The 20,630-nt window shown below is 53.3% G+C and carries 18 protein-coding genes; 9 read left to right on the plus strand and 9 right to left on the minus strand.

Going from position 1 to position 20,630, the window contains the following annotated elements; genetic code table 11:
• Positions 1 to 34: 34 nt before the first annotated feature.
• Entirely contained in the window at positions 35 to 952 is a 918-nt protein-coding gene (locus OGY06_RS12930) for a LysR family transcriptional regulator (protein ID WP_003833741.1), read from the minus strand.
• Between the two features lie 103 nt (positions 953 to 1,055).
• Between OGY06_RS12930 and OGY06_RS12935 the strand changes: the two genes are divergently transcribed.
• The 4 genes from OGY06_RS12935 to OGY06_RS12950 all read left to right on the plus strand — a co-directional run bounded on the left by OGY06_RS12935 (position 1,056) and on the right by OGY06_RS12950 (position 6,197).
• Positions 1,056 to 2,138, plus strand: coding sequence for a tartrate dehydrogenase (locus OGY06_RS12935; protein WP_126317861.1), 1,083 nt, complete (start codon positions 1,056 to 1,058; stop codon positions 2,136 to 2,138).
• Between the two features lie 251 nt (positions 2,139 to 2,389).
• Positions 2,390 to 3,991, plus strand: coding sequence for a BCCT family transporter (locus tag OGY06_RS12940; RefSeq protein ID WP_286605453.1), 1,602 nt, complete (start codon positions 2,390 to 2,392; stop codon positions 3,989 to 3,991).
• A gap of 44 nt (positions 3,992 to 4,035) precedes the next feature.
• Positions 4,036 to 5,160, plus strand: coding sequence for a carnitine monooxygenase, oxygenase subunit YeaW (gene yeaW, locus OGY06_RS12945; protein ID WP_003833746.1), 1,125 nt, complete (start codon positions 4,036 to 4,038; stop codon positions 5,158 to 5,160).
• Between the two features lie 71 nt (positions 5,161 to 5,231).
• The gene (locus OGY06_RS12950; RefSeq protein ID WP_286605456.1) at positions 5,232 to 6,197 is read left to right on the plus strand and encodes a PDR/VanB family oxidoreductase; all 966 of its coding nucleotides are present in this window, start codon (positions 5,232 to 5,234) and stop codon (positions 6,195 to 6,197) included.
• A gap of 49 nt (positions 6,198 to 6,246) precedes the next feature.
• On the opposite strand, the gene rnd is transcribed toward OGY06_RS12950, so the two are convergent.
• From rnd to yoaA, 5 genes are all read right to left on the minus strand, one after another.
• Positions 6,247 to 7,362, minus strand: coding sequence for a ribonuclease D (gene rnd / locus OGY06_RS12955; protein WP_218667373.1), 1,116 nt, complete (start codon positions 7,360 to 7,362; stop codon positions 6,247 to 6,249).
• An 84-nt stretch (positions 7,363 to 7,446) separates the two neighbouring features.
• On the minus strand, positions 7,447 to 9,132 hold the full coding sequence (gene fadD / locus OGY06_RS12960) for a long-chain-fatty-acid--CoA ligase FadD (protein ID WP_122973958.1): 1,686 nt from the start codon (positions 9,130 to 9,132) through the stop codon (positions 7,447 to 7,449).
• Between the two features lie 204 nt (positions 9,133 to 9,336).
• Positions 9,337 to 9,921, minus strand: coding sequence for a Slp family lipoprotein (locus tag OGY06_RS12965; RefSeq protein ID WP_003833754.1), 585 nt, complete (start codon positions 9,919 to 9,921; stop codon positions 9,337 to 9,339).
• 94 nt (positions 9,922 to 10,015) lie between these two features.
• Positions 10,016 to 10,711: a tRNA (adenosine(37)-N6)-threonylcarbamoyltransferase complex dimerization subunit type 1 TsaB gene (gene tsaB, locus OGY06_RS12970; RefSeq protein ID WP_003833757.1), complete on the minus strand. Its 696-nt coding sequence runs from the start codon at positions 10,709 to 10,711 to the stop codon at positions 10,016 to 10,018.
• Positions 10,712 to 10,769: 58 nt separating this feature from the next.
• Entirely contained in the window at positions 10,770 to 12,680 is a 1,911-nt protein-coding gene (gene yoaA / locus OGY06_RS12975) for a DNA repair helicase YoaA (RefSeq protein ID WP_003833760.1), read from the minus strand.
• Positions 12,681 to 12,821: 141 nt separating this feature from the next.
• Here yoaA and OGY06_RS12980 point away from each other — a divergent pair, with 141 nt between their 5' ends.
• Complete coding sequence (locus OGY06_RS12980; RefSeq protein WP_003020984.1) at positions 12,822 to 13,166, plus strand: RidA family protein; 345 nt, start codon at positions 12,822 to 12,824, stop codon at positions 13,164 to 13,166.
• A gap of 6 nt (positions 13,167 to 13,172) precedes the next feature.
• Here the strand turns inward: OGY06_RS12980 and OGY06_RS12985 are convergent, their stop codons facing one another.
• Positions 13,173 to 13,352 carry a YoaH family protein gene (locus OGY06_RS12985; protein ID WP_003020986.1) on the minus strand — a complete coding sequence of 60 codons (180 nt, stop codon included), beginning with the start codon at positions 13,350 to 13,352 and terminating at the stop codon, positions 13,173 to 13,175.
• Positions 13,353 to 13,435: 83 nt separating this feature from the next.
• Here OGY06_RS12985 and pabB point away from each other — a divergent pair, with 83 nt between their 5' ends.
• The 4 genes from pabB to pdeD all read left to right on the plus strand — a co-directional run bounded on the left by pabB (position 13,436) and on the right by pdeD (position 18,659).
• Entirely contained in the window at positions 13,436 to 14,797 is a 1,362-nt protein-coding gene (pabB, locus tag OGY06_RS12990; RefSeq protein WP_286605458.1) for an aminodeoxychorismate synthase component 1, read from the plus strand.
• Between the two features lie 3 nt (positions 14,798 to 14,800).
• Complete coding sequence (locus OGY06_RS12995; RefSeq protein ID WP_003020991.1) at positions 14,801 to 15,379, plus strand: CoA pyrophosphatase; 579 nt, start codon at positions 14,801 to 14,803, stop codon at positions 15,377 to 15,379.
• Between the two features lie 183 nt (positions 15,380 to 15,562).
• Positions 15,563 to 16,927: an L-serine ammonia-lyase gene (gene sdaA / locus OGY06_RS13000; protein ID WP_286605460.1), complete on the plus strand. Its 1,365-nt coding sequence runs from the start codon at positions 15,563 to 15,565 to the stop codon at positions 16,925 to 16,927.
• A gap of 130 nt (positions 16,928 to 17,057) precedes the next feature.
• Entirely contained in the window at positions 17,058 to 18,659 is a 1,602-nt protein-coding gene (gene pdeD, locus OGY06_RS13005) for a cyclic di-3',5'-guanosine monophosphate phosphodiesterase PdeD (protein ID WP_008785025.1), read from the plus strand.
• A gap of 6 nt (positions 18,660 to 18,665) precedes the next feature.
• Here the strand turns inward: pdeD and yoaE are convergent, their stop codons facing one another.
• Entirely contained in the window at positions 18,666 to 20,225 is a 1,560-nt protein-coding gene (gene yoaE / locus OGY06_RS13010; RefSeq protein WP_008785026.1) for a CNNM family cation transport protein YoaE, read from the minus strand.
• On the minus strand, positions 20,213 to 20,422 hold the full coding sequence (locus OGY06_RS23310; protein ID WP_008785027.1) for a protein YoaL: 210 nt from the start codon (positions 20,420 to 20,422) through the stop codon (positions 20,213 to 20,215). The genes yoaE and OGY06_RS23310 overlap by 13 nt, the downstream gene beginning before the upstream one ends.
• Positions 20,423 to 20,630 lie beyond the last annotated feature (208 nt).

Genomic DNA, 20,630 nt, shown 5'->3' on the forward strand with positions numbered 1-20,630 from the left:
TTTATTTTCTGTCTCTGACTAACCTATCGAGCATTTATTCCAAAGTAAACTTTGGGTAGTTTTCGGCAAAATAGCGGCGCAAATACTCAACCGTAATACGGATTTTTGCCGACGTCGCCAGCCGGGAGACATAAACCGCCCATATATTGGCGGGTTGATAATACTCAGGCAATATATGCACCAGATGTCCGCTGGCAATGTTGTCGCAAACGTCCCACCACGAACGCAAAGCAATTCCCTGCCCATCCAGACACCATTGATGTACCACTTCGCCATGGTTAGACGACAGCGGCCCCGTAACCTTTATTGAGTGTGCGCCCTCTTTATTACGCATTTGCCAGATACCAAACGGATGGTCGCGTTCTTTAATAACCAGGCAGGGAAAAGTAGAAAGATCGTTCAGTTGTTTCGGCACTCCATGCTGCGCCACAAATTCCGGCGAGGCGCACAGAATACGGTAGTTAGTCGCCAGCTTGCGGGCAATCAGGTTCGGCGCGATATCATCCCCGATACGAATATCAAGATCGACGCCCTCATTGACCATATCTACCAGACGGTCTTCAACATCGAACCTCAGTTCTAACTGCGGGTACTCTTTTGCCAGCGCAGACAGCGCCGGAGCGACCACCCGGCGGCCAAAACCAAAGCTACTGATAATTCGTAGCATCCCCTGCGGGATCTGCCTGGCATCGGACAGCTCGTCCATCATCTGATCGACATCCTGCAGGATCCGCTGTGCCCATTCGTAGATCCGCTCCCCCTCTTCCGTGATGGTTACGCGCCGCGTTGTTCGGTGCAACAGCACCACGTTCAGCGTTTGTTCCAACAGGGCAACGCGCTTACTGATAAAAGCCGGAGATACGCCCAGCTCTTCGGCAACGGCGGCAAATCCCGCACGACGGGCAACCAGCATAAAGACGCGTAAATCATTTAACAGCGGCAGATTATTCATGATCTGTGTTTTATGTTTCACCAGTTAGGGGGATTAACTATTAATCAGTCAATTATAGGATACGGGGAAAGTCAATTTTGATGGCGTACAAGTGAGAGCTGCTATGAAGAAAACCTGTCGTATTGCCGCTATCCCCGGAGATGGCATTGGTAAAGAAGTCCTGCCTGAAGGCATTCAGGTGTTGCAGGCAGCCGCCGAGCGTTGGGGGTTGTCACTCAGCTTTGAGCAAATGGAATGGGCCAGCTGCGAGTACTACGCCCATCACGGGAAGATGATGCCGGATGACTGGCACGAGCAGTTACAATCCTTCGATGCTATCTATTTTGGTGCCGTTGGCTGGCCGGAAACCGTACCGGACCACATCTCATTATGGGGTTCACTGCTTAAGTTTCGCCGCGAATTCGACCAGTATGTCAACCTGCGCCCGGTACGCCTGTTTCCAGGCGTACCTTGCCCGCTGGCAGGCAAGCAGCCTGGCGACATTGATTTCTATGTGGTGCGCGAGAACACCGAGGGAGAATACTCTTCACTCGGCGGACGCGTAAGCGAAGGTACAGAACACGAAGTGGTTATCCAGGAGTCGGTCTTCACCCGTCGCGGCGTGGATCGTATATTGCGTTACGCTTTCGAGCTGGCGCAAAACCGCCCGCGCAAAACCCTGACCTCGGCGACTAAATCCAATGGACTGGCCATCAGCATGCCGTACTGGGATGAGCGCGTGGAAGCAATGGCGGCTAACTATCCCGAGATCCGTTGGGATAAACAGCATATTGATATACTCTGCGCCCGCTTTGTGATGCAGCCGGAGCGTTTTGACGTGGTGGTTGCCTCCAACCTGTTTGGCGACATCCTTTCCGATCTGGGTCCAGCCTGTACCGGAACGATTGGCATTGCGCCTTCAGCCAACTTAAACCCGGAACGCACCTTCCCGTCCCTGTTCGAGCCAGTACACGGTTCGGCCCCCGATATCTACGGCAAGAACATCGCCAACCCTATAGCGACTATCTGGGCTGGCGCCATGATGCTCGACTTCCTTGGCAACGGTGATGCCAACTATAAAGCCGCCCACGACGGTATTCTGGCAGCAATTGAGCAGGTTATTGCCAGCGGCCCGAAAACGCCAGATATGAAAGGCAACGCCACCACCCAACAGGTAGGTGAAGCCATCGCTCAGGCACTGCGTTAGAGGTCAAACCACGAAATATGAGCCGCGTCACTGACGCGGCTTTTTTATGCGTTTTATGTCGCCAAAAACCTGCGCCAATTCACCTTTTATTATTTCCGTTCCGTGTTTTATTGCTTCACGTATCGGGCAATTGTTTAATTCATGTAAAGAACAAATAATAAAATTGTTAAACACAAAATCACTAATTCCCTACAGCATGATAACAACGACAGGCTAATGCCATACGCGGGCAACTGTGCCCAGGAGATCCCATGTTGAGCAACGTAAAGAAAAAAGACTTGCCGCTGATAGCCATCAGCCTGGTGGCTATTCTTTTCATCGCCGCCACACTTAGTCTCTTCCCTCAGCAGTCTGCACAAGTCGCAAATACCCTTTTTAACGGCGTTACCCGGATGCTGGGTTCCGCCGTGCAGATCCTCGTTCTGATGGCGATGGGTCTGGTCGTCTGGCTGGCCACCAGCAAATACGGCAACATTCGTCTGGGAGAAGGAAAAGCGGAATACAGCACGCTGTCCTGGCTGTTTATGTTTATTTGTGCCGGACTAGGTTCCTCCACGCTCTACTGGGGCGTTGCTGAGTGGGCCTATTATTACCAGACCCCGGGTCTGAATATCGCTCCGCACTCGCAAAAAGCGCTGGAATACAGCTTACCCTACTCTTTTTTCCATTGGGGAATCAGCGCCTGGGCGACCTATACGCTGGCTTCATTAACCATGGCCTACCACTTTCATGTGCGGAAAAACAAAGGGCTGAGCCTGTCCGGAATAATCGCCGCTATCACCGGCGTGCATCCGCAGGGCGTGTGGGGCCGGCTGGTTGATTTGATGTTCCTGATCGCAACAGTTGGCGCGTTAACCATCTCTCTGGTTGTCACCGCCGCCACCTTTACCCGTGGTTTATCTGCTCTCACGGGTTTACCGGATAACTTCACCGTACAGGCGTTTGTTATCCTGTTCTCTGGCGGCATTTTCTGTCTGAGCTCCTGGATTGGCATCAACAACGGCTTGCAACGTCTGAGCAAAATGGTCGGCTGGGGGGCGTTTTTACTGCCGCTGCTGGTGCTGATTGTCGGCCCGACCGAATTCATCACCAATAACATCATCAACGCCATTGGTCTGACGACACAAAACTTTTTGCAGATGAGCCTGTTCACCGATCCACTTGGCAACGGTGAGTTCACCCGCAACTGGACGGTGTTCTACTGGCTGTGGTGGATCTCCTACACCCCTGGCGTGGCAATGTTTGTCACTCGCGTATCCCGTGGTCGCAAAATCAAAGAGGTTATCTGGGCGTTAATCTTAGGTAGTACCGTTGGCTGCTGGTTCTTCTTTGGCGTGATGGAAAGCTACTCCATTCACCAGTTTGTGAACGGTGTGATCGACGTACCGCAGGTTATGGCCACGTTAGGCGGCGAAACAGCCGTACAGCAAGTGTTGATGTCGTTGCCTGCCGGGAAACTGTTCCTGGTGGCGTATCTGGCGATCATGATTATTTTTCTCGCCTCGCATATGGATGCCGTCGCCTACACCATGGCGGCCACCAGCACGCGTAACCTGCAGGAAGGGGAAGATCCGCAGCGTAGCTTACGTCTGTTCTGGTGCGTGGTCATCACCCTGATCCCCTTATCGATTTTATTCACCGGCGCGTCCCTGGAAACCATGAAGACCACGGTGGTTCTGACCGCACTTCCCTTCCTCGCCATTCTGTTGGTGAAGGTTGGCGGTTTTCTTCGTTGGGTACGGCAGGACTATGCCCACGTTCCTGCGCATCAAATTGAAAGTCATCTTCCCGAAACGCCAGTTAACGCCCCCGTTGCGCCACCGGCCGGGACATTACTCAAAGGCGACAATTAAGCGCCAGTAAAAAATCCTCTTACTCACAAATTAAAGGTATTCCAATGAGCAATCTGAGCCCTGAGTTTATTCTGCCGCAAAATTTCTGTGCCAACCCGCAGGACGCCTGGACTATCCCTGCCCGGTTCTATACTGACCATCAGGCCTTCGAGCACGAACAAGAGAAAGTGTTTGCTAAAAGCTGGATTTGCGTCGCCCACAGTAGCGAGCTGGCAAAGCCCAATGATTATGTTACCCGGGAAGTGATTGGCGAGAACATCGTGCTGGTACGGGGTCGCGATAACGTGCTGCGCGCGTTCTACAACGTTTGCCCGCATCGTGGTCATCAGTTGTTGAGCGGCGAAGGGAAAGCGAAAAATGTAATTACCTGCCCTTACCACGCATGGGCGTTCAAACTTGACGGCAATCTGGCGCATGCGCGTAACTGCGAAAATGTCGCCAACTTCGACAGCGAAAAAGCGCACCTTACACCTGTACGTCTGGAAGAGTATGCCGGATTCGTGTTTATCAACATGGATCCGAACGCGGGCAGCGTGGAAGAACAACTCCCAGGTCTTGCAGACAAAGTTATCGAAGCCTGCCCTGATGTGCATGACCTGAAGCTGGCGGCACGCTTTACGACCCGAACTCCAGCCAACTGGAAGAATATTGTCGATAACTATCTGGAGTGCTACCACTGCGGCCCGGCTCACCCTGGTTTTTCCGACTCGGTTCAGGTTGATCGTTACTGGCATACTATGCACGGCAACTGGACGCTACAATACGGTTTCGCCAAACCGTCAGAGCAGTCATTTAAGTTCGAAGAAGGTGTTGATGCCGCCTTCCACGGTTTCTGGCTGTGGCCGTGCACCATGCTCAACGTTACGCCAATCAAAGGCATGATGACCGTTATCTATGAATTTCCAGTGGATGCAGAAACTACGCTGCAAAACTATGACATTTACTTCACCAACGAAGAGCTGACCGAAGAGCAGAAACAACTGATCGAATGGTATCGCAACGTCTTTCGTCCTGAAGATTTACGTCTGGTAGAAAGCGTGCAAAAGGGGCTGAAATCGCGCGGGTATCGCGGTCAGGGCCGCATTATGGCCGACACCAGCGGCAGCGGTATCTCCGAACATGGCATTGCCCATTTCCATAATCTGGTCGCGCAGGTGTTTCAGGAATAACCAGGGGCTGTAACGACAGACACCGGCGCATCGTTAAGCCGCGCCGGACAGATTTTTTAGGGAGTGCCGCAATGTCTGATTATCAAATGCAAGAAGTCCGGGTCAGCCGGATTGAGACGATTACCGCGCAGGTAAAACGCTTTACTTTAACGGCGACATCAGGCGAGCCGTTGCCCGCGTTTCAGGGTGGCAGCCATATCATCGTGCAGATACGCGATGGCGAGAATCTATACAGCAATGCGTACTCGCTGATGAGTTCACCCTTCGATACCAGCGCCTGGCAAATCGCCGTACGACTGGAAGAGGCGTCCAAAGGCGGCTCACGTTATCTGCATCAAAAGGTGAAACCCGGCGACACGCTCACGATTTCCACGCCTAACAATCTGTTCGCCCTCGCCCCTCAGGCACAACAACATCTGTTGATTGCCGGAGGTATCGGCATCACACCGTTTTTATCGCAGATCCCGGAGCTGGAACACTCTCAGGCAGAATGGCAACTGCATTATTGCTCTCCCAGTCAGGACAACTGCGCGTTTTATGACGAACTCCTGCAACACTCCAGCGTCGATCGTATTCATCTGCATCTGTCAAGCGCAGGAACCCGCCTTGATTTATCTCGCCTGCTGGCCGATGTCGAACCCGGCACACATATTTACACCTGCGGGCCAGCAGTGCTCAACGATGCCGTCAGAGAAGCGGCTTCCCTCCATAGACTGGACAGCAATACGCTACATTTCGAACAATTTGCGCTGGAAGATAAAAGCGGTGATGCCTTTACCCTGGTGCTGGCGCGTTCAGGACGCGAGTTTGTGGTCCCGGAAGAGATGACCATTTTGCAGGTTATCGAAAATAACAAAGCCGCGCGCGTTGAGTGCCTGTGCCGGGAAGGCGTATGCGGCACCTGCGAAACAACGATTCTTGAAGGGGAAGCGGATCACCGCGATCAGTATTTCAGCGACGACGAAAAAGCCAGCCAGCAGAGCATGCTCATTTGCTGCTCTCGCGCCAAAGGTAAGCGCCTGGTGCTTGATTTGTAGCGTTGCGCAGGCCGGGTTAGCAATGGCGCAACCCGGCGAGCCTGGTGACTTACTGCGGATATTCCTGCAGCAGCGCGTTGAGACGATCGGACATCAGTTCGCCACGCCAACCGGAAACCAACTCCGGCAGGGTCTGCTGCGGCTTTAATTTCCAGTGCCAGTTGAGTAGCTGGTTGATTTGACGGCGTGAAGCCAGCAGTTCGACGCTAAGATTATGCTCAGTACTCACCTCGGCAACCAGCGCCTTGATGGCTTTGAACGCTTTGCGGTATCCTGGCATATCCATCAAATTCAGCAGCGGCTGTGGCAGTGATTCTTCCGGTAAAGCCTGCGCTTTTTCTACCAGAGAAATCAGCGTTTTGCCATGGAAGCGAATTTCACTACCGGAAAGGCCTAGGCTGTCCAGTTCACCCAGACTCCCCGGCATATAACGAGCGACCGACCACAGGTGTTCTTCACGCACCACAAAGTTCACTGCCAGATCACGCTCACGTGCTTTACGCAGTCGCCAGTCGGCAAGCAGTTGCAAGCAGGCCAACTGACGGGTACGCAGCTGCCAGGCGTTAGTGATATCGCGCCATGCGTCTTCAGGCGCCAGAACCTCCTGGCGACGCTGCTGCATTAAGCGGCACTCGTCCAGTGCGGCTGGCAGCCAGCCGCTGGCTTCAGTTTCGACCATCAGTTTTGTGGTGATCGGTAATAGATACCAGACATCAGCCGCCGCGTACTCACACTGACGCTCGGTCAGCGGTCTGGCCAGCCAGTCGGTGCGGGATTCGCTTTTGTCCAGCGCCACCCCCGTAAACTTTTCCACCATCGCGGCAAACCCCCACGACAGCGGACGACCGCAAAAAGCAGCCAGAATTTGTGTATCAATCAACGGCTGCGGCAGTTCGCCAAAAGCGTTGAGAAACACTTCCAGATCTTCGCTACCCGCATGCAGGAATTTGGTGATGGCAGTATCACGCAGAATATCGCGCAGCGGCGACCAGTCGGTGATCCCCTGCGGATCAATCAGAGCAACGTGTTTGCCATCAAACAGCTGGATCAGCCCCAACTGCGGATAATAGGTACGCGTGCGAACAAATTCTGTATCCAGGGCTATCGCCGGAAATTCACGGACGGCTTCGCACAGCGTGGCCAACGCGTCGTCCGTGGTGATCATTTGATAATTCAAATCGTGCTCTCTTAGGTTTGCGCCAAAAAAAACGCCGGATTACCCGGCGTTTTCTACTGGCTGACTTAACGCTCAGCCTTTATTGTCCACTTTGGCACGCGCTTCGTCACGTAATTCTCGTCGCAAAATTTTACCAACGTTAGATTTCGGCAACTCATCGCGAAACTCCACCAGCTTCGGTACTTTATAGCCTGTCAGGTGACGACGACAGAAAGTGACCAGCGCTTCATCGGTTAACGAGGCATCTTTCTTCACCACGAAAATTTTCACCGCTTCACCGCTGCTGCCGGACGGAACCCCAACCGCAGCCACTTCCTGCACGCCAGGGTGTTGCATAACCACGTCTTCAATTTCATTAGGGTAGACGTTAAAGCCGGACACCAGGATCATATCTTTCTTACGATCGACAATACGCAGAAAGCCTTCGTCATCCATCACCGCAATATCGCCAGTGTGCAACCAGCCGTCTTTGATGATTTCGTCAGTGGCGTCTGGTCGCTGCCAGTAGCCCAGCATCACCTGTGGACCTTTCACACACAGCTCACCCGGTTCTCCCGGTGGCACTTCGTTGTCGTCGTCGTCCACCAGCTTGACCTCAGTGGAGGGAACCGGTAAACCGATACTTCCGCTGTGGTAGTCAATATCGTGAGGGTTAACACTCACCAGCGGGGCGCACTCCGTCAGGCCATAACCTTCCAGAAGATACTGCCCCGTCAGCTTCACCCAGCGTTCAGCTACCGCTTGTTGAACCGGCATTCCGCCACCTGCCGAGAGATGCAGTGACGAGAAGTCCAGTTGCTGGAACTCTTTGTTATTCAGCAGCGCGTTAAACAGCGTATTGACGCCGGTCATCGCGGTAAACGGATACTTCGCCAGCTCTTTTACCAGCCCCGGAATATCACGCGGGTTAGTAATCAGCAGGTTTTGACCGCCTAGCTCAATAAACAGCAGACAGTTCATCGTTAGCGCAAAAATGTGATACAGCGGTAACGCCGTCACCACCAATTCTTTACCCGGATGCAGCAACGGACCGTAGGTAGCATGAACCTGCTCAAGATTAGCCAGCATGTTGCGGTGCGTGAGCATCGCGCCTTTCGCCACGCCGGTTGTCCCGCCGGTATATTGCAGGAACGCCAGATCTTCCGACACCACTTCGGGTTTCACATACTGCATGCGGTAACCGTTTTGCAGCGCACTGCGAAACGAGATGGCATCCGGCAGGTTATATTTCGGCACCAGCCGTTTGATATACTTGACGACAAAGTTGACCAGCGTCCCTTTTGCGGTCGACAGCTGATCGCCCATACGCGTCAGGATCACGTGTTGCACAGACGTTTTGTCGACCACCTTTTCCAGCGTATGAGCAAAGTTAGATACGATGACAATCGCCGACGCGCCGCTATCGTTGAGCTGATGTTCCAGCTCGCGAGGCGTGTAAAGCGGGTTAACGTTCACGACGATCATGCCGGCACGTAAAATCCCAAACAGTGCGACCGGATATTGCAGCAGGTTCGGCATCATCAGCGCGACGCGATCGCCCTTTTTCAGCCCCAGGCCTTGTTGTAAATAGGCCGCAAATGCCCGGCTCCGCTCTTCAAGCTTGCGGAAGGTCATCACCTCCCCCATGTTTACAAACGCGGGCTGATCGGCATACCGTCTTACTGAGTGTTCAAAGAGTTCCACCAGGGATTGATAACGGTCAGGATTGATCTCCGCAGGAACACCAGCGGGATAACGGTTAAGCCAAACCTTTTTCAATACATCACCTCTAAAATGCGTATTCGTCGTCATCACAACCCCAGGCAATAAACAAACTGTTAACATAATATTAACTCAGCGTACCAGTTTGTTTATTACACAACGACAAGGTTGCGAAGCACGTCACTATTTATTTTTCTTATATCCACGTTAATGCAGAAACAGCGGACGAGCCGCTGTTTCTTTTACCAATAAAACAAAGAGTTACTCTGTTACTATGGTCTGAACCTGTGCCGGGCCGGGATTGTACCAGCCCCATCCGCCGTAGCCACCGTAAGGCCAGCCACGCGCACCGTAGAACCAGGGGTCGATAGGCTGAGGCGGCATGACAATCTGCTGAGTAATATGCCAGCGTTTATAACCGGTTACCTGCATCAACATGAATTTATACGGCGTATTACCGATTTTTCCGTCCACCGTACCGCTAATCGGACCGACGACGGTGACCAGTTGCCCGCGAAAATCCACCGGGTCGAGGAAGCCATTTACATCAGCATATATCCGCCCGCGAGAGGCTTCACCCAGCACTGGACGCGCACCACTATCGAGCGGAACGGTGGCAATTTCCAGACGGGATTTTCCCTGCTGGTTCTGAATATCCACCACTTTGCCGCCGAAACGCGCCTCCTGTCCGACATACAGCTGCGGCGCATTCATCACCCGCACCAGATCCTGCTGCGGCGTCGGGCTCGAACCTTTAATCGCATCCGGAATGGTGACGCAGCCGCTAAGCATTAACGCTAAGGCCCCCGCCAACACACCCTTTATTAACTGCTTTTGCACCGCCATATTGTGACTCCCTTTTCTTAGCTTCTGCCCCGGCCTGTTCACAATGCTGTTCACTGACGACTGTAGGTCTTAGCCGGAGTTCTACTACTAAGATTCATTCTTTACCGGGAAGTTTCTTCCACGCCACGGTGTTACGTAAATAAACCGGTTCAGCGTGTTCGACCGCTACGGTCTCACCCGCAGCCAGCATTTGCGTGGCGACGGGCAGCATGTCTTCAGCCGCTGGAAGCAGCACGTCACCATCGCTGAACGTCAGACCGCTGTCTTTACCAAGCTCAGGCCATGCCGGCCACCCCGTCCCGACCGTCACCCAGTCGCCAGAAAGCTGCAATAAACGCTCATGTACCTGCTCGGGGGTTAACACCGCTTCGGTTTCTTCACCGTGCCAGTTACCGTTGTCATCACGCTGATATTCGGCCCAGTAGACTTCGCCCATTCGCGCGTCAATCGCCGCCAGTACGCGAGTCGCGCCCGACTTACGCCAGGCGCCCTGCGCCATGGTCGCCAGGGTGGAGACGCCGATCATCGGTAAGTTTGCGCCTAACGCCAGCCCCTGAGCAATGCCAATACCGATACGCACGCCGGTGAAACTGCCGGGACCGCGACCAAACGCTAGGGCGTCGATATCGGTTAACGTGAGATCGCCAGCGGCCAGGATTTCCTGAACCATCGGTAAAATTCGTTGGGTGTGTTCTCGTGGGCAAAGCTCAAAGTGAGCCTTGATAGTACCGTCATTCCACAGGGCAACAGAGCACGCCTCTGTGGCGGTATCGATAGCCAAAATTCGCATGGGTGTTTGTGATCAGATCAATAAATTTGGCGCGCATCTTACCACACTCCGTAACAAATTACTCAGCCGTTGGTATGGCAAGAAAGCGAACCGCGCGAGCGATGTCACGCGTCCGTGGAGCAGGTGGAAGACTCGCCAGGAAGGTGGCGCCGTATGGCCGCATAACCAGACGATTGTCGCAAATCACCAGCACGCCGCGATCGTCAGCATCACGTATCAGACGCCCTACACCCTGCTTCAGGGTGATTACCGCATCCGGCAACTGGACGTCTTCAAACGGATCGCCGCCTCGCAGTCGACAATCCTCCATTCGGGCTTTTAACAGCGGGTCGTCCGGCGAGGTAAACGGCAGTTTATCGATTATCACCAGCGACAGCGTATCGCCGCGCACGTCCACGCCCTCCCAGAAGCTGCTGGTGGCAACCAATAGCGCATTACCTGCGCTGACAAACTGCTGTAGCAGTTGTCCTTTGCTGGTTTCGCCCTGCAGCAGTACGGGAAGCGTCATAGTAGCGCGGAATTGTTCCGCCAGATCGCGCATCATCGCGTGCGAAGTACACAGCATAAAACAGCGACCGTTGTTCGCTTCGATAATAGGTCGCAGCATGGATGCCAGCTGACGCGCAGCCCCCGGCTGGTTGGTTTGCGGGAGATTACGCGGCACGCACAGCAGCGCCTGGCGCGTGTAATCAAAAGGGCTCGGCAGCAGCATCGACTCGGCATCTTCAATACCCAGTCGTGCGGTGAAATGATGAAGGTCATCGTTTACCGACAGCGTGGCGGAAGTAAAAATCCAGCAGCCCGGCTTTTGTTCCATCACTTCTTTGAATTTATCCGCCACCGTAAGCGGCGTCAGCGCGAGGGTGAAATGGCGGGAGGTGCATTCATACCAGTAGCTGAAGCCTGGCTGGTTGATCTCTTTCAGGCGCTTCAGACGCGCACGATAAAGCGTGGCGCGCTCAAACGCGGCATCCAGCAACGCCGAACGCCCGAGGGACAGCTTCGCCACGTCATAACACAGCTCCAGCGTGTCATCGAGCAGCAAAAACGCGCGCTGTACGCGCTGGTCGGCCAGCAGTTCCCGCAGGTTTCCGCGATAACCCGGCTCACCAAGCTGCAAGCGGAAGTCCTGAGCACTTTGTGCAAGGCGATCGGCGCACTTTTGCAACTGCTGAGTGTCTTTCAGCTCGGTGCGATAGGCAATGGTGATGTCTTTCGCCAGGTCTAACAGCTGGCGACTGGAGAGTGATTGACCAAAGTACTGGCTGGCGATATCCGGTAACTGATGCGCTTCATCGAAGATCATCACATCAGCTTCCGGGATCAGTTCGCCAAACCCGCTCTCTTTTACCACCATATCGGCGAGAAACAGATGATGGTTAACCACGACAACATCCGCATCCATCGCTTTTTTACGCGCTTTAACGACAAAACACTCTTTATACAGCGGGCAGTCGCTGCCCAGACAGTTGTCATTAGTGCTGGTCACCAGCGGCCAGGCCTGCGAGTCTTCCGCCACGCTGACGCAGGTGCTGATGTCCCCATCAAGGGTTTGATTTGACCAGGAGCGCAGCAGAATGACGTCGCTTAACGTTTGTACCGGCAAGTCGCCACCCGCCAGCGCCTGCTGTTCGAGACGTTCGAGGCACAGATAGTTTGAACGCCCTTTCAGCAGCGCCAGTTTACCGGTGAACTTCAGTGCTTTAGCGACAGTCGGGAGGTCGCGGCTGTATAGCTGATCCTGCAACGCCTTCGAGCCCGTGGAGACAATGACCTTCTTTCCGGCACGCAGCGCTGGAGCAAGATAAGCGTAGGTTTTACCCGTTCCGGTTCCGGCTTCTACCACCAGCGGTTGTGATTTTTCGATGGCATGACTGACGGCGATGGCCATCTGCCGCTGTGGTTCTCGCGGTTTAAAACCCGGTATCGCTTTAGCCAACTGACCGTCTGCTGCAAAATCGTCCGTCACACTGCCCCCTGTTCATTTGAACAGGGATTATGTCAGGCCAGCGGGTCTTTCGCCAGTTGAAGAGGTGACGTGGGCACAACATTATGGCAGTCTTGGCGCAACCCAAAGCTATTATGAAAAAACGTAAACGAGGAATGATTTATGACGATTGTGCGCATTGATGCCGAAGCGCGTTGGTCCGACGTGGTAATCCACAACAACACGCTGTATTACACCGGCGTGCCGGAAAATCTGGATGCAGACGCCTTTGAGCAGACGGCAAATACGCTGGCGCAAATTGATGCGGTGCTGGAAAAACAAGGCAGCAACAAGTCACGTATTCTTGATGCCACCCTGTTTTTGGCAGACAAAAACGATTTTGCCGCCATGAACAAAGCCTGGGACGCGTGGGTCGTTGCTGGCCACGCGCCGGTACGTTGTACCGTTCAGGCCGGATTGATGAACCCGAAATACAAAGTTGAGATTAAGATAATCGCTGCAGTTTAAGCGGCGTTATTCGTCTTCATCTTCAAAACGCGCCACGATCCGCTCGCCGGTATGACTGGCGCGTAACTCTTCAGCAACCAGAGCAATGGCTTGTCCGCTGCTCATCCCCTGCGACATCAGCTCCTGAATACGTTCTACCGCTTTTTGCTGCTGCTCATGACTGAGTGAAGGTAAACCTGCAAACATTGTTAACTCCTGCTAAATTGTCTGCGCTAATTATTTCATGCTACCGGGCAGTTAGCCAGTAGAGTAGCAACGAGTCAGGACTGATGAAGACGTTATCTCCCGCAGTAATCACATTACCCTGGCGTCAGGACGCCGCTGAACGCTATTTTTCGACATTAAGCCATCTGCCCTGGGCGATGCTGTTGCATTCAGGTCAAGCCGACCATCCGCATAACCGCTTTGATATTCTGGTGGCGGACCCCGTCACCACGTTGGTTACACGTGCTGAAGAGACCGTAGTGCAGAACGGGCACGCAATCACGCGCTCGCTTGATGATCCAATGACGGTATTACATTCCGCGCTAGCTGCACACAAGATTCACCCCGAGTATCACCCGGATCTGCCGTTTCAGGGCGGCGCGTTAGGTCTGTTTGGCTACGACCTTGGCCGACGCTTTGAATCTCTGCCGACTATTGCTGAGCGCGATATTACGCTACCGGATATGGCCGTTGGCATTTACGACTGGGCGCTGATTGTCGATCACCAGTTGCAGACCGTATCGCTGCTCAGCCATAACGATGTCGAGGATCGCCTGAAGTGGCTCGATGCGCAACAACCGCCAACGCGTGAGCCGTTTACATTGACCTCGGCGTGGCAGTCCAATATGAGCCGCGCCCGGTACGGCGAAAAATTCCGCCAGGTACAGGGCTATCTGCACAGCGGCGATTGTTACCAGGTCAACCTCGCGCAGCGTTTTCAAGCGCATTACGAGGGGGATGAGTGGCAGGCATTCGTCAAACTCAATCACGCTAACCGCGCCCCGTTCAGCGCGTTTATTCGTCTTGAGGAAGGCGTTATCCTCAGTCTTTCGCCGGAACGTTTTATTCTGCTGGAGAATCAGCATATCCAGACGCGTCCTATTAAAGGTACGTTGCCCAGGCTTGAAGATGCCGATGCCGATCGTGAGCAGGCCCGGCGGCTGGCGAATTCGCCGAAGGATCGTGCGGAGAACCTGATGATCGTCGATTTGATGCGTAATGATATTGGCCGCGTTGCCGTACCGGGTTCGGTACAGGTTCCGGAGCTGTTTGTCGTAGAACCGTTCCCTGCCGTTCATCATTTGGTCAGCACCATTACCGCACGTCTGCCAGAGTCATTACACGCCACCGATCTGCTACGCGCAGCCTTCCCTGGCGGCTCTATTACCGGTGCGCCGAAAGTGCGGGCGATGGAAATTATTGACGAACTGGAGCCACAAAGACGTAATGCCTGGTGTGGCAGCATCGGTTATCTGAGTTTTTGCGGCAATATGGATACCAGCATCACCATTCGCACGCTGACAGCCACAAACGGACAAATTTATTGTTCCGCTGGCGGCGGCATAGTGGCGGACAGTCAGGAAGACGCTGAATATCAGGAAACATTTGATAAAGTGAATCGTATTTTGCACCAACTGGAGAACTGAGACGTGGAATACAGCAGCCTGACGCTTGATGATTTCTTATCGCGCTTTCAACTCCTGCGTCCGCAGGTCAATCATGCCGCGTTAAACCAGCGCCAGGCCGCCGTACTGATCCCCGTCGTGCGTCGTCCACAGCCGGGGTTGTTGTTAACCCAGCGTTCCGTTCACCTACGCAAGCACGCCGGACAGGTCGCCTTCCCCGGTGGGGCGGTGGATAGCAGTGATGCCTCGTTAATTGCCGCCGCCCTTCGCGAGGCACAGGAGGAGGTGGCGATCCCACCTTCATGCGTAGAAGTGATCGGCGTTCTGCCGCCGGTCGACAGCGTGACCGGTTTCCAGGTCACCCCAGTGGTAGGCATTATCCCGCCTAATCTGCCGTATCGCGCCAGTGAAGATGAAGTTTCAGCAGTGTTCGAAATGCCGCTGGCCCAGGCCCTGCATTTAGGTCGTTACCACCCGTTGGATATTTACCGTCGTGGCGATTCACATCGCGTATGGCTTTCCTGGTATGAGCAATATTTCGTCTGGGGAATGACTGCCGGAATAATTCGTGAGCTGGCGCTGCAAATTGGCGTCAAGCCCTGACTATACTTATCTTTACGCGCGCCATAGACAACTTGAAACTCAGGTCACAACATTAGTAAAACCGCGGTTATCTATTAGTTTAATTCATGTGAATAGTTAAGCCGATCGCCGCGTTCCCTCTTACACTATGCGCAGTTATAACATCGTTACTGGAAAGCCCAGTCGCCCTGTAGGAGTATTATCGTGATTAGTCTATTCGACATGTTTAAGGTGGGGATTGGTCCCTCATCTTCCCATACCGTAGGGCCTATGAAGGCGGGTAAACAGTTCGTCGATGACCTGGTCGAAAAAGGATTACTGGACAGCGTTACTCGTGTCGCCGTCGACGTGTATGGTTCACTGTCGCTCACGGGTAAAGGTCACCACACCGATATCGCCATTATTATGGGTCTGGCGGGCAATGAGCCTGCTACCGTGGATATTGATAGCATCCCCGGATTTATCCGCGACGTAGAAACGCGTGGACGCCTGCTGCTTGCGCAGGGTCAGCACGAAGTGGATTTCCCGCAGAATGACGGGATGCGTTTTCACAACGGCAACCTGCCGCTGCATGAAAACGGAATGCAGATCCATGCGTACAATGGCGAAACCGTCATTTATAGCAAAACCTACTACTCAATCGGCGGTGGATTCATCGTTGATGAAGAACATTTTGGTCAGGATGCCGCGGGCGAGGTCAGCGTGCCTTATCCGTTCAAATCCGCGACTAAAATGCTGGAGTACTGCAACAGCACCGGCCTGTCTCTCTCTGGCATGGCTATGCAGAACGAACTTGCTCTGCACAGCAAAAAAGAGATTGAAGAGTACTTTGGCCACGTCTGGCAAACCATGCAGGCCTGTATCGATCGTGGCATGAACACCGAAGGTGTGTTGCCGGGTCCGCTGCGCGTTCCTCGTCGTGCTTCAGCTCTGCGTCGTATGCTGGTTTCCAGCGATAAGCTGTCCAACGATCCGATGAACGTGATCGACTGGGTTAACATGTTCGCGCTGGCCGTTAACGAAGAAAACGCCGCAGGCGGTCGCGTAGTGACAGCGCCAACCAACGGTGCCTGCGGTATCGTGCCTGCGGTACTGGCCTATTACGATCATTTCATCGAGTCCGTCAGCCCGGATATCTATACCCGCTATTTCCTGGCGGCCGGTGCAATTGGCGCGTTGTACAAAATGAACGCCTCAATCTCTGGTGCAGAAGTAGGTTGTCAGGGTGAAGTGGGCGTAGCCTGCTCCATGGCTGCCGCGGGTCTGGCTGAACTGTTGGGCGCGAGCCCTGAGCAGGTGTGTGTTGCTGCCGAAATCGGCATGGAACATAACCTCGGCTTAACCTGCGATCCGGTTGCCGGTCAGGTACAGGTTCCGTGCATTGAGCGTAACGCCATTGCTTCAGTGAAGGCGATCAACGCTGCGCGTATGGCAATGCGCCGTACCAGCGCGCCGCGCGTCTCGCTGGATAAAGTCATTGAGACCATGTACGAAACAGGTAAAGACATGAACGCCAAATACCGCGAAACGTCACGCGGTGGCCTGGCAATCAAAGTTCAATGTGACTAATACTTAATTTTCGCCCATCTGCGACGGATGGGCGAATTTGCCCCCTCTCCCTCGTCTACTGTAATTTTCCCCACTACACTTGCTCTGTTGCTGTTGGCTTCTGTGACCAACGGCTTATCGGGCGGCCCGCATGCAAACAGCACAACGGATCATTAAAAATTATCGCCGGAATCGCTTAATCGTCTGCACAGTATGTGCACTACTGACGCTCATCCTCACATTAACTGTCCGATTTATTTCGGAGCGTAATTTAAATCACCGAAATATCGTCACCTTTGCCAACCATGCTGTAGAAGAACTGGATGACGTGCTTTTACCCTTGCAGACCGGACGTGATGTATTGCTGCCGTTAATTGGCCTCCCCTGCTCAGTGGCGCGTTTACCCTTAAGCAAACATGCCGCAAGACTGCAAACGGTGCGTTCTATTAATCTGATTCAAAGCGGGATCCTCTATTGCTCCAGCATTTTTGGGTATCGCAATGTCCCCATTCGTCAACTACAGCCCGAATTACCCAGCCGGGAACCGCAACTGCTGCTGTCTACTGACCATTCGCTGATTAAAGGGAGTCCGATTTTGACGCAGTGGTACCCATCCTCTGCTGATGGTGAAGATGGCGTGCTGGAAATCGTCAATATTGATTTATTGTCGTCTATGTTGCTTGAACCCCAGCCGCCGCAGATCACCGATGCCAGCTTAACCGTTGGTAATCGGCATCTACTGTATGATCAAGGTGTGGTCGATACTCTGCCTAAGCTAAATGATGAAAAACGCTACCAGCTGTCATCTCAACATTTCCCGTTTACCATTAGCGTCACCGGCCCCGGTCCCAGTGAACTGGCGATTAAACATCTGCCAACACAGCTGCCGCTGGCGGTGATCCTAAGTTTATTAGTGGGTTACCTGGCATGGCTGGCGACCGCCAGCAGAATGAGTTTTTCCTGGGAGATTAATCTGGCCCTTGCTGCTCGGGAATTCGAGCTATTTTGCCAGCCGCTGCTTAATGCGCAAACCCAGCAATGCATGGGCGTGGAGATTCTTCTACGCTGGAATAACCCACGCCAGGGTTGGATCTCTCCGGAAGTGTTTATTCCCATCGCTGAGGAGCACAACCTGATTGTGCCGCTAACCCGTCATGTCATCGCAGAAACCATTCAGCAAAGACACGTTTTCCCGATGAGCAGTCAGTTTCATATTGGGATTAATGTCGCCGCCAGCCATTTTCGTAACGGCACGCTGCTAAAAGATCTTAATCAGTACTGGTTCAGCCAGCACCCAATCCAGCAGTTGGTTATCGAACTGACCGAACGCGATGCGTTACTGGATGTGGATTATCGGGTCGTACGCGAATTAAATCGGCTTGGCGTAAAACTGGCGATTGATGATTTCGGTACCGGTAACAGCTCGCTCTCCTGGCTGGAAAAACTCCGCCCGGATGTGCTGAAGATCGATAAATCATTTACTTCGGCCATAGGAACAGACGCCGTGAACTCAACCGTCACAGACATCATTATCGCTTTGGGGAAAAAATTGAATATAGAACTGGTGGCGGAAGGCGTTGAAACCCAGGCGCAGGCTCAGCATTTGCGCCGACACGGCGTACATTTGTTGCAAGGTTTTTTGTACGCAAAGCCAATGCCGCTGCGTGATTTCCCAAAATGGCTGGCGGGCAGCACGCCGCCGCCCACCCGACATAACGGGCGACACAGTATGCCCGTCATGCCGTTTCGCTAAACCCGGTTACTCGTCTTCGTCGTGAGCGGGTTGTTCTTTAACAATGCGAACTAAATCCACACGATAGTCATTCGCTTCGACAATCGTAATGCTCAGCGGTGCGACTTCGATAACATCACCTACACGTGGAATATGGCCGTTAGCCGCAATGACTAAACCTGCCACCGTGGCGATGTCTTCGTCTTCATTCACTAACGTATCCACGTCCAGCGCCTGTTGCAACGCATGCAGATCGGTACCGCCTTTGACCAACCAACCACCTGCATCAGCAATAATTTCAGGTGTTTCATCGGCATCCGGGAATTCACCGGCAATGGCTTCTAATACGTCCAGCGGCGTGACCAGACCCTGTACTACGCCAAACTCGTTAGTGACGATAACGAAGCTACCGCGGGCACGACGCAGTACGCCTAACAGATTGATCGGGTCCAGCGTCTCCGGAACAACAATAGCCGGAGAAGCAGAGGCAATCGCCGCCACATCCACACCGTCTTCCAGCGCCACCAGCAGCTCTTTAGCACGCACGATACCGATGATCTCATCCAGTTCGCCACGACACACCGGGAACAGGCTGTGAGGTGAAGAGAGCAACTGCTCGCGAATTTCCGCCACGCTCAGGTCGGCATCAACCCAGCTGATTTCACCACGTGGCGTCATAATGCCGCGTAACGAACGCGACGCCAGGGAGAGGACGCCGTTGATCATATAGCGTTCTTCTTCCACAAACGCGCCTTCCGGGACAGGAACCGGCACCGGGTTATCGGATTCCATCTGCACGCTGGCCTGACGTTTACCGCCCATCAGACGCAGGATTGCATCGGCAGTACGTGCACGCAGCGGCAGCGTCGACTGGTGGCGAATAAAATTACGACGGGCAATCTGGTTAAACAGCTCGATGATGATCGAGAAACCAATCGCCGCATACAGATAACCTTTCGGAATATGGAAGCCAAACCCTTCGGCAACCAGGCTCAGACCAATCATCAACAGGAAGCTCAGACACAGCACCACCACCGTCGGGTGTTGGTTCACAAATCGTGTCAGCGGCTTAGAGGCCAGCAGCATCACGGCCATGGCAATCACTACTGCCGCCATCATCACTGGCAGATGGTTGACCATGCCGACCGCCGTAATCACGGCATCCAGCGAGAACACCGCATCGAGGATGACAATCTGCGTTACGACAACCCAAAAGCTCGCATACCCTTTCGTCTGCCCGGTATCATGTTCACGGTTTTCCAGCCGCTCATGCAGCTCTGTCGTAGCCTTGAACAAGAGGAAGATACCCCCCAGCAGCATAATCAGATCGCGCCCCGAGAACGCATAGTCCATTACCGTGAACAGCGGCTTTGTCAGCGTCACCATCCACGAAATCACGGACAACAAGCCCAGACGCATAATCAGTGCCAGTGACAAACCGATTAAACGCGCTTTATCACGCTGTTTCGGCGGCAGCTTATCAGCCAGGATCGCAATGAAGACCAGGTTATCAATACCCAGAACAATTTCGAGAACGACAAGCGTGAGCAAACCCACCCAAATCTGCGGGTCCATTAATAATTCCATGACAAGCTCCTGCTTAAGGAATGACCAAACTGCGCGCTGAGGATCTCAGGCGTTAAAGCGATATGCAGAGAAAATTTGTGGCAAAAAGTGCCAATCTGACAGGCTTGATACGGCCTGAAGGTGAAATGACGTCGGTGACGATCCATATGGTGGGCTACTGCCCTATACTCCTGAGTAATTAAACAGATGCTAAACATAACAGAGAGAAGCTGTTTTTAGCAAAGATTTACCTTCCTTTGCAATAAGTTGTTTCGGAGATATTTTACCCTTCGAAATTTCTTTTTATCGGAAGTTAAATTACGGATCTTCATCACATAAAATATTTTTTTCGATATCTAAAATAATTCACGAAAATCATAGGTTTTTCTTTGTAACCCTTATCTGAATCGATTCGATTGCGGACGA

This window comes from Citrobacter sp. Cpo147 (assembly GCF_030332405.1).
GTDB classification, from domain to species: domain Bacteria; phylum Pseudomonadota; class Gammaproteobacteria; order Enterobacterales; family Enterobacteriaceae; genus Citrobacter; species Citrobacter portucalensis.

Excerpts from the sequence above, each read along its gene's own strand:
- pdeD (WP_008785025.1), top strand. The coding sequence starts at position 17,058 with ATGCAAACAGCACAACGGATCATTAAAAATTATCGCCGGAATCGCTTA.
- rnd (WP_218667373.1), bottom strand. The coding sequence starts at position 7,362 with ATGATCACCACGGACGACGCGTTGGCCACGCTGTGCGAAGCCGTCCGT.
- OGY06_RS23310 (WP_008785027.1), bottom strand. The coding sequence starts at position 20,422 with ATGTTTAGCATCTGTTTAATTACTCAGGAGTATAGGGCAGTAGCCCAC.
- OGY06_RS12980 (WP_003020984.1), top strand. The coding sequence starts at position 12,822 with ATGACGATTGTGCGCATTGATGCCGAAGCGCGTTGGTCCGACGTGGTA.
- pabB (WP_286605458.1), top strand. The coding sequence starts at position 13,436 with ATGAAGACGTTATCTCCCGCAGTAATCACATTACCCTGGCGTCAGGAC.
- OGY06_RS12940 (WP_286605453.1), top strand. The coding sequence starts at position 2,390 with ATGTTGAGCAACGTAAAGAAAAAAGACTTGCCGCTGATAGCCATCAGC.
- OGY06_RS12965 (WP_003833754.1), bottom strand. The coding sequence starts at position 9,921 with ATGGCGGTGCAAAAGCAGTTAATAAAGGGTGTGTTGGCGGGGGCCTTA.
- OGY06_RS12985 (WP_003020986.1), bottom strand. The coding sequence starts at position 13,352 with ATGTTTGCAGGTTTACCTTCACTCAGTCATGAGCAGCAGCAAAAAGCG.
- yeaW (WP_003833746.1), top strand. The coding sequence starts at position 4,036 with ATGAGCAATCTGAGCCCTGAGTTTATTCTGCCGCAAAATTTCTGTGCC.
- OGY06_RS12935 (WP_126317861.1), top strand. The coding sequence starts at position 1,056 with ATGAAGAAAACCTGTCGTATTGCCGCTATCCCCGGAGATGGCATTGGT.
- OGY06_RS12950 (WP_286605456.1), top strand. The coding sequence starts at position 5,232 with ATGTCTGATTATCAAATGCAAGAAGTCCGGGTCAGCCGGATTGAGACG.
- OGY06_RS12930 (WP_003833741.1), bottom strand. The coding sequence starts at position 952 with ATGAATAATCTGCCGCTGTTAAATGATTTACGCGTCTTTATGCTGGTT.
- yoaE (WP_008785026.1), bottom strand. The coding sequence starts at position 20,225 with ATGGAATTATTAATGGACCCGCAGATTTGGGTGGGTTTGCTCACGCTT.
- tsaB (WP_003833757.1), bottom strand. The coding sequence starts at position 10,711 with ATGCGAATTTTGGCTATCGATACCGCCACAGAGGCGTGCTCTGTTGCC.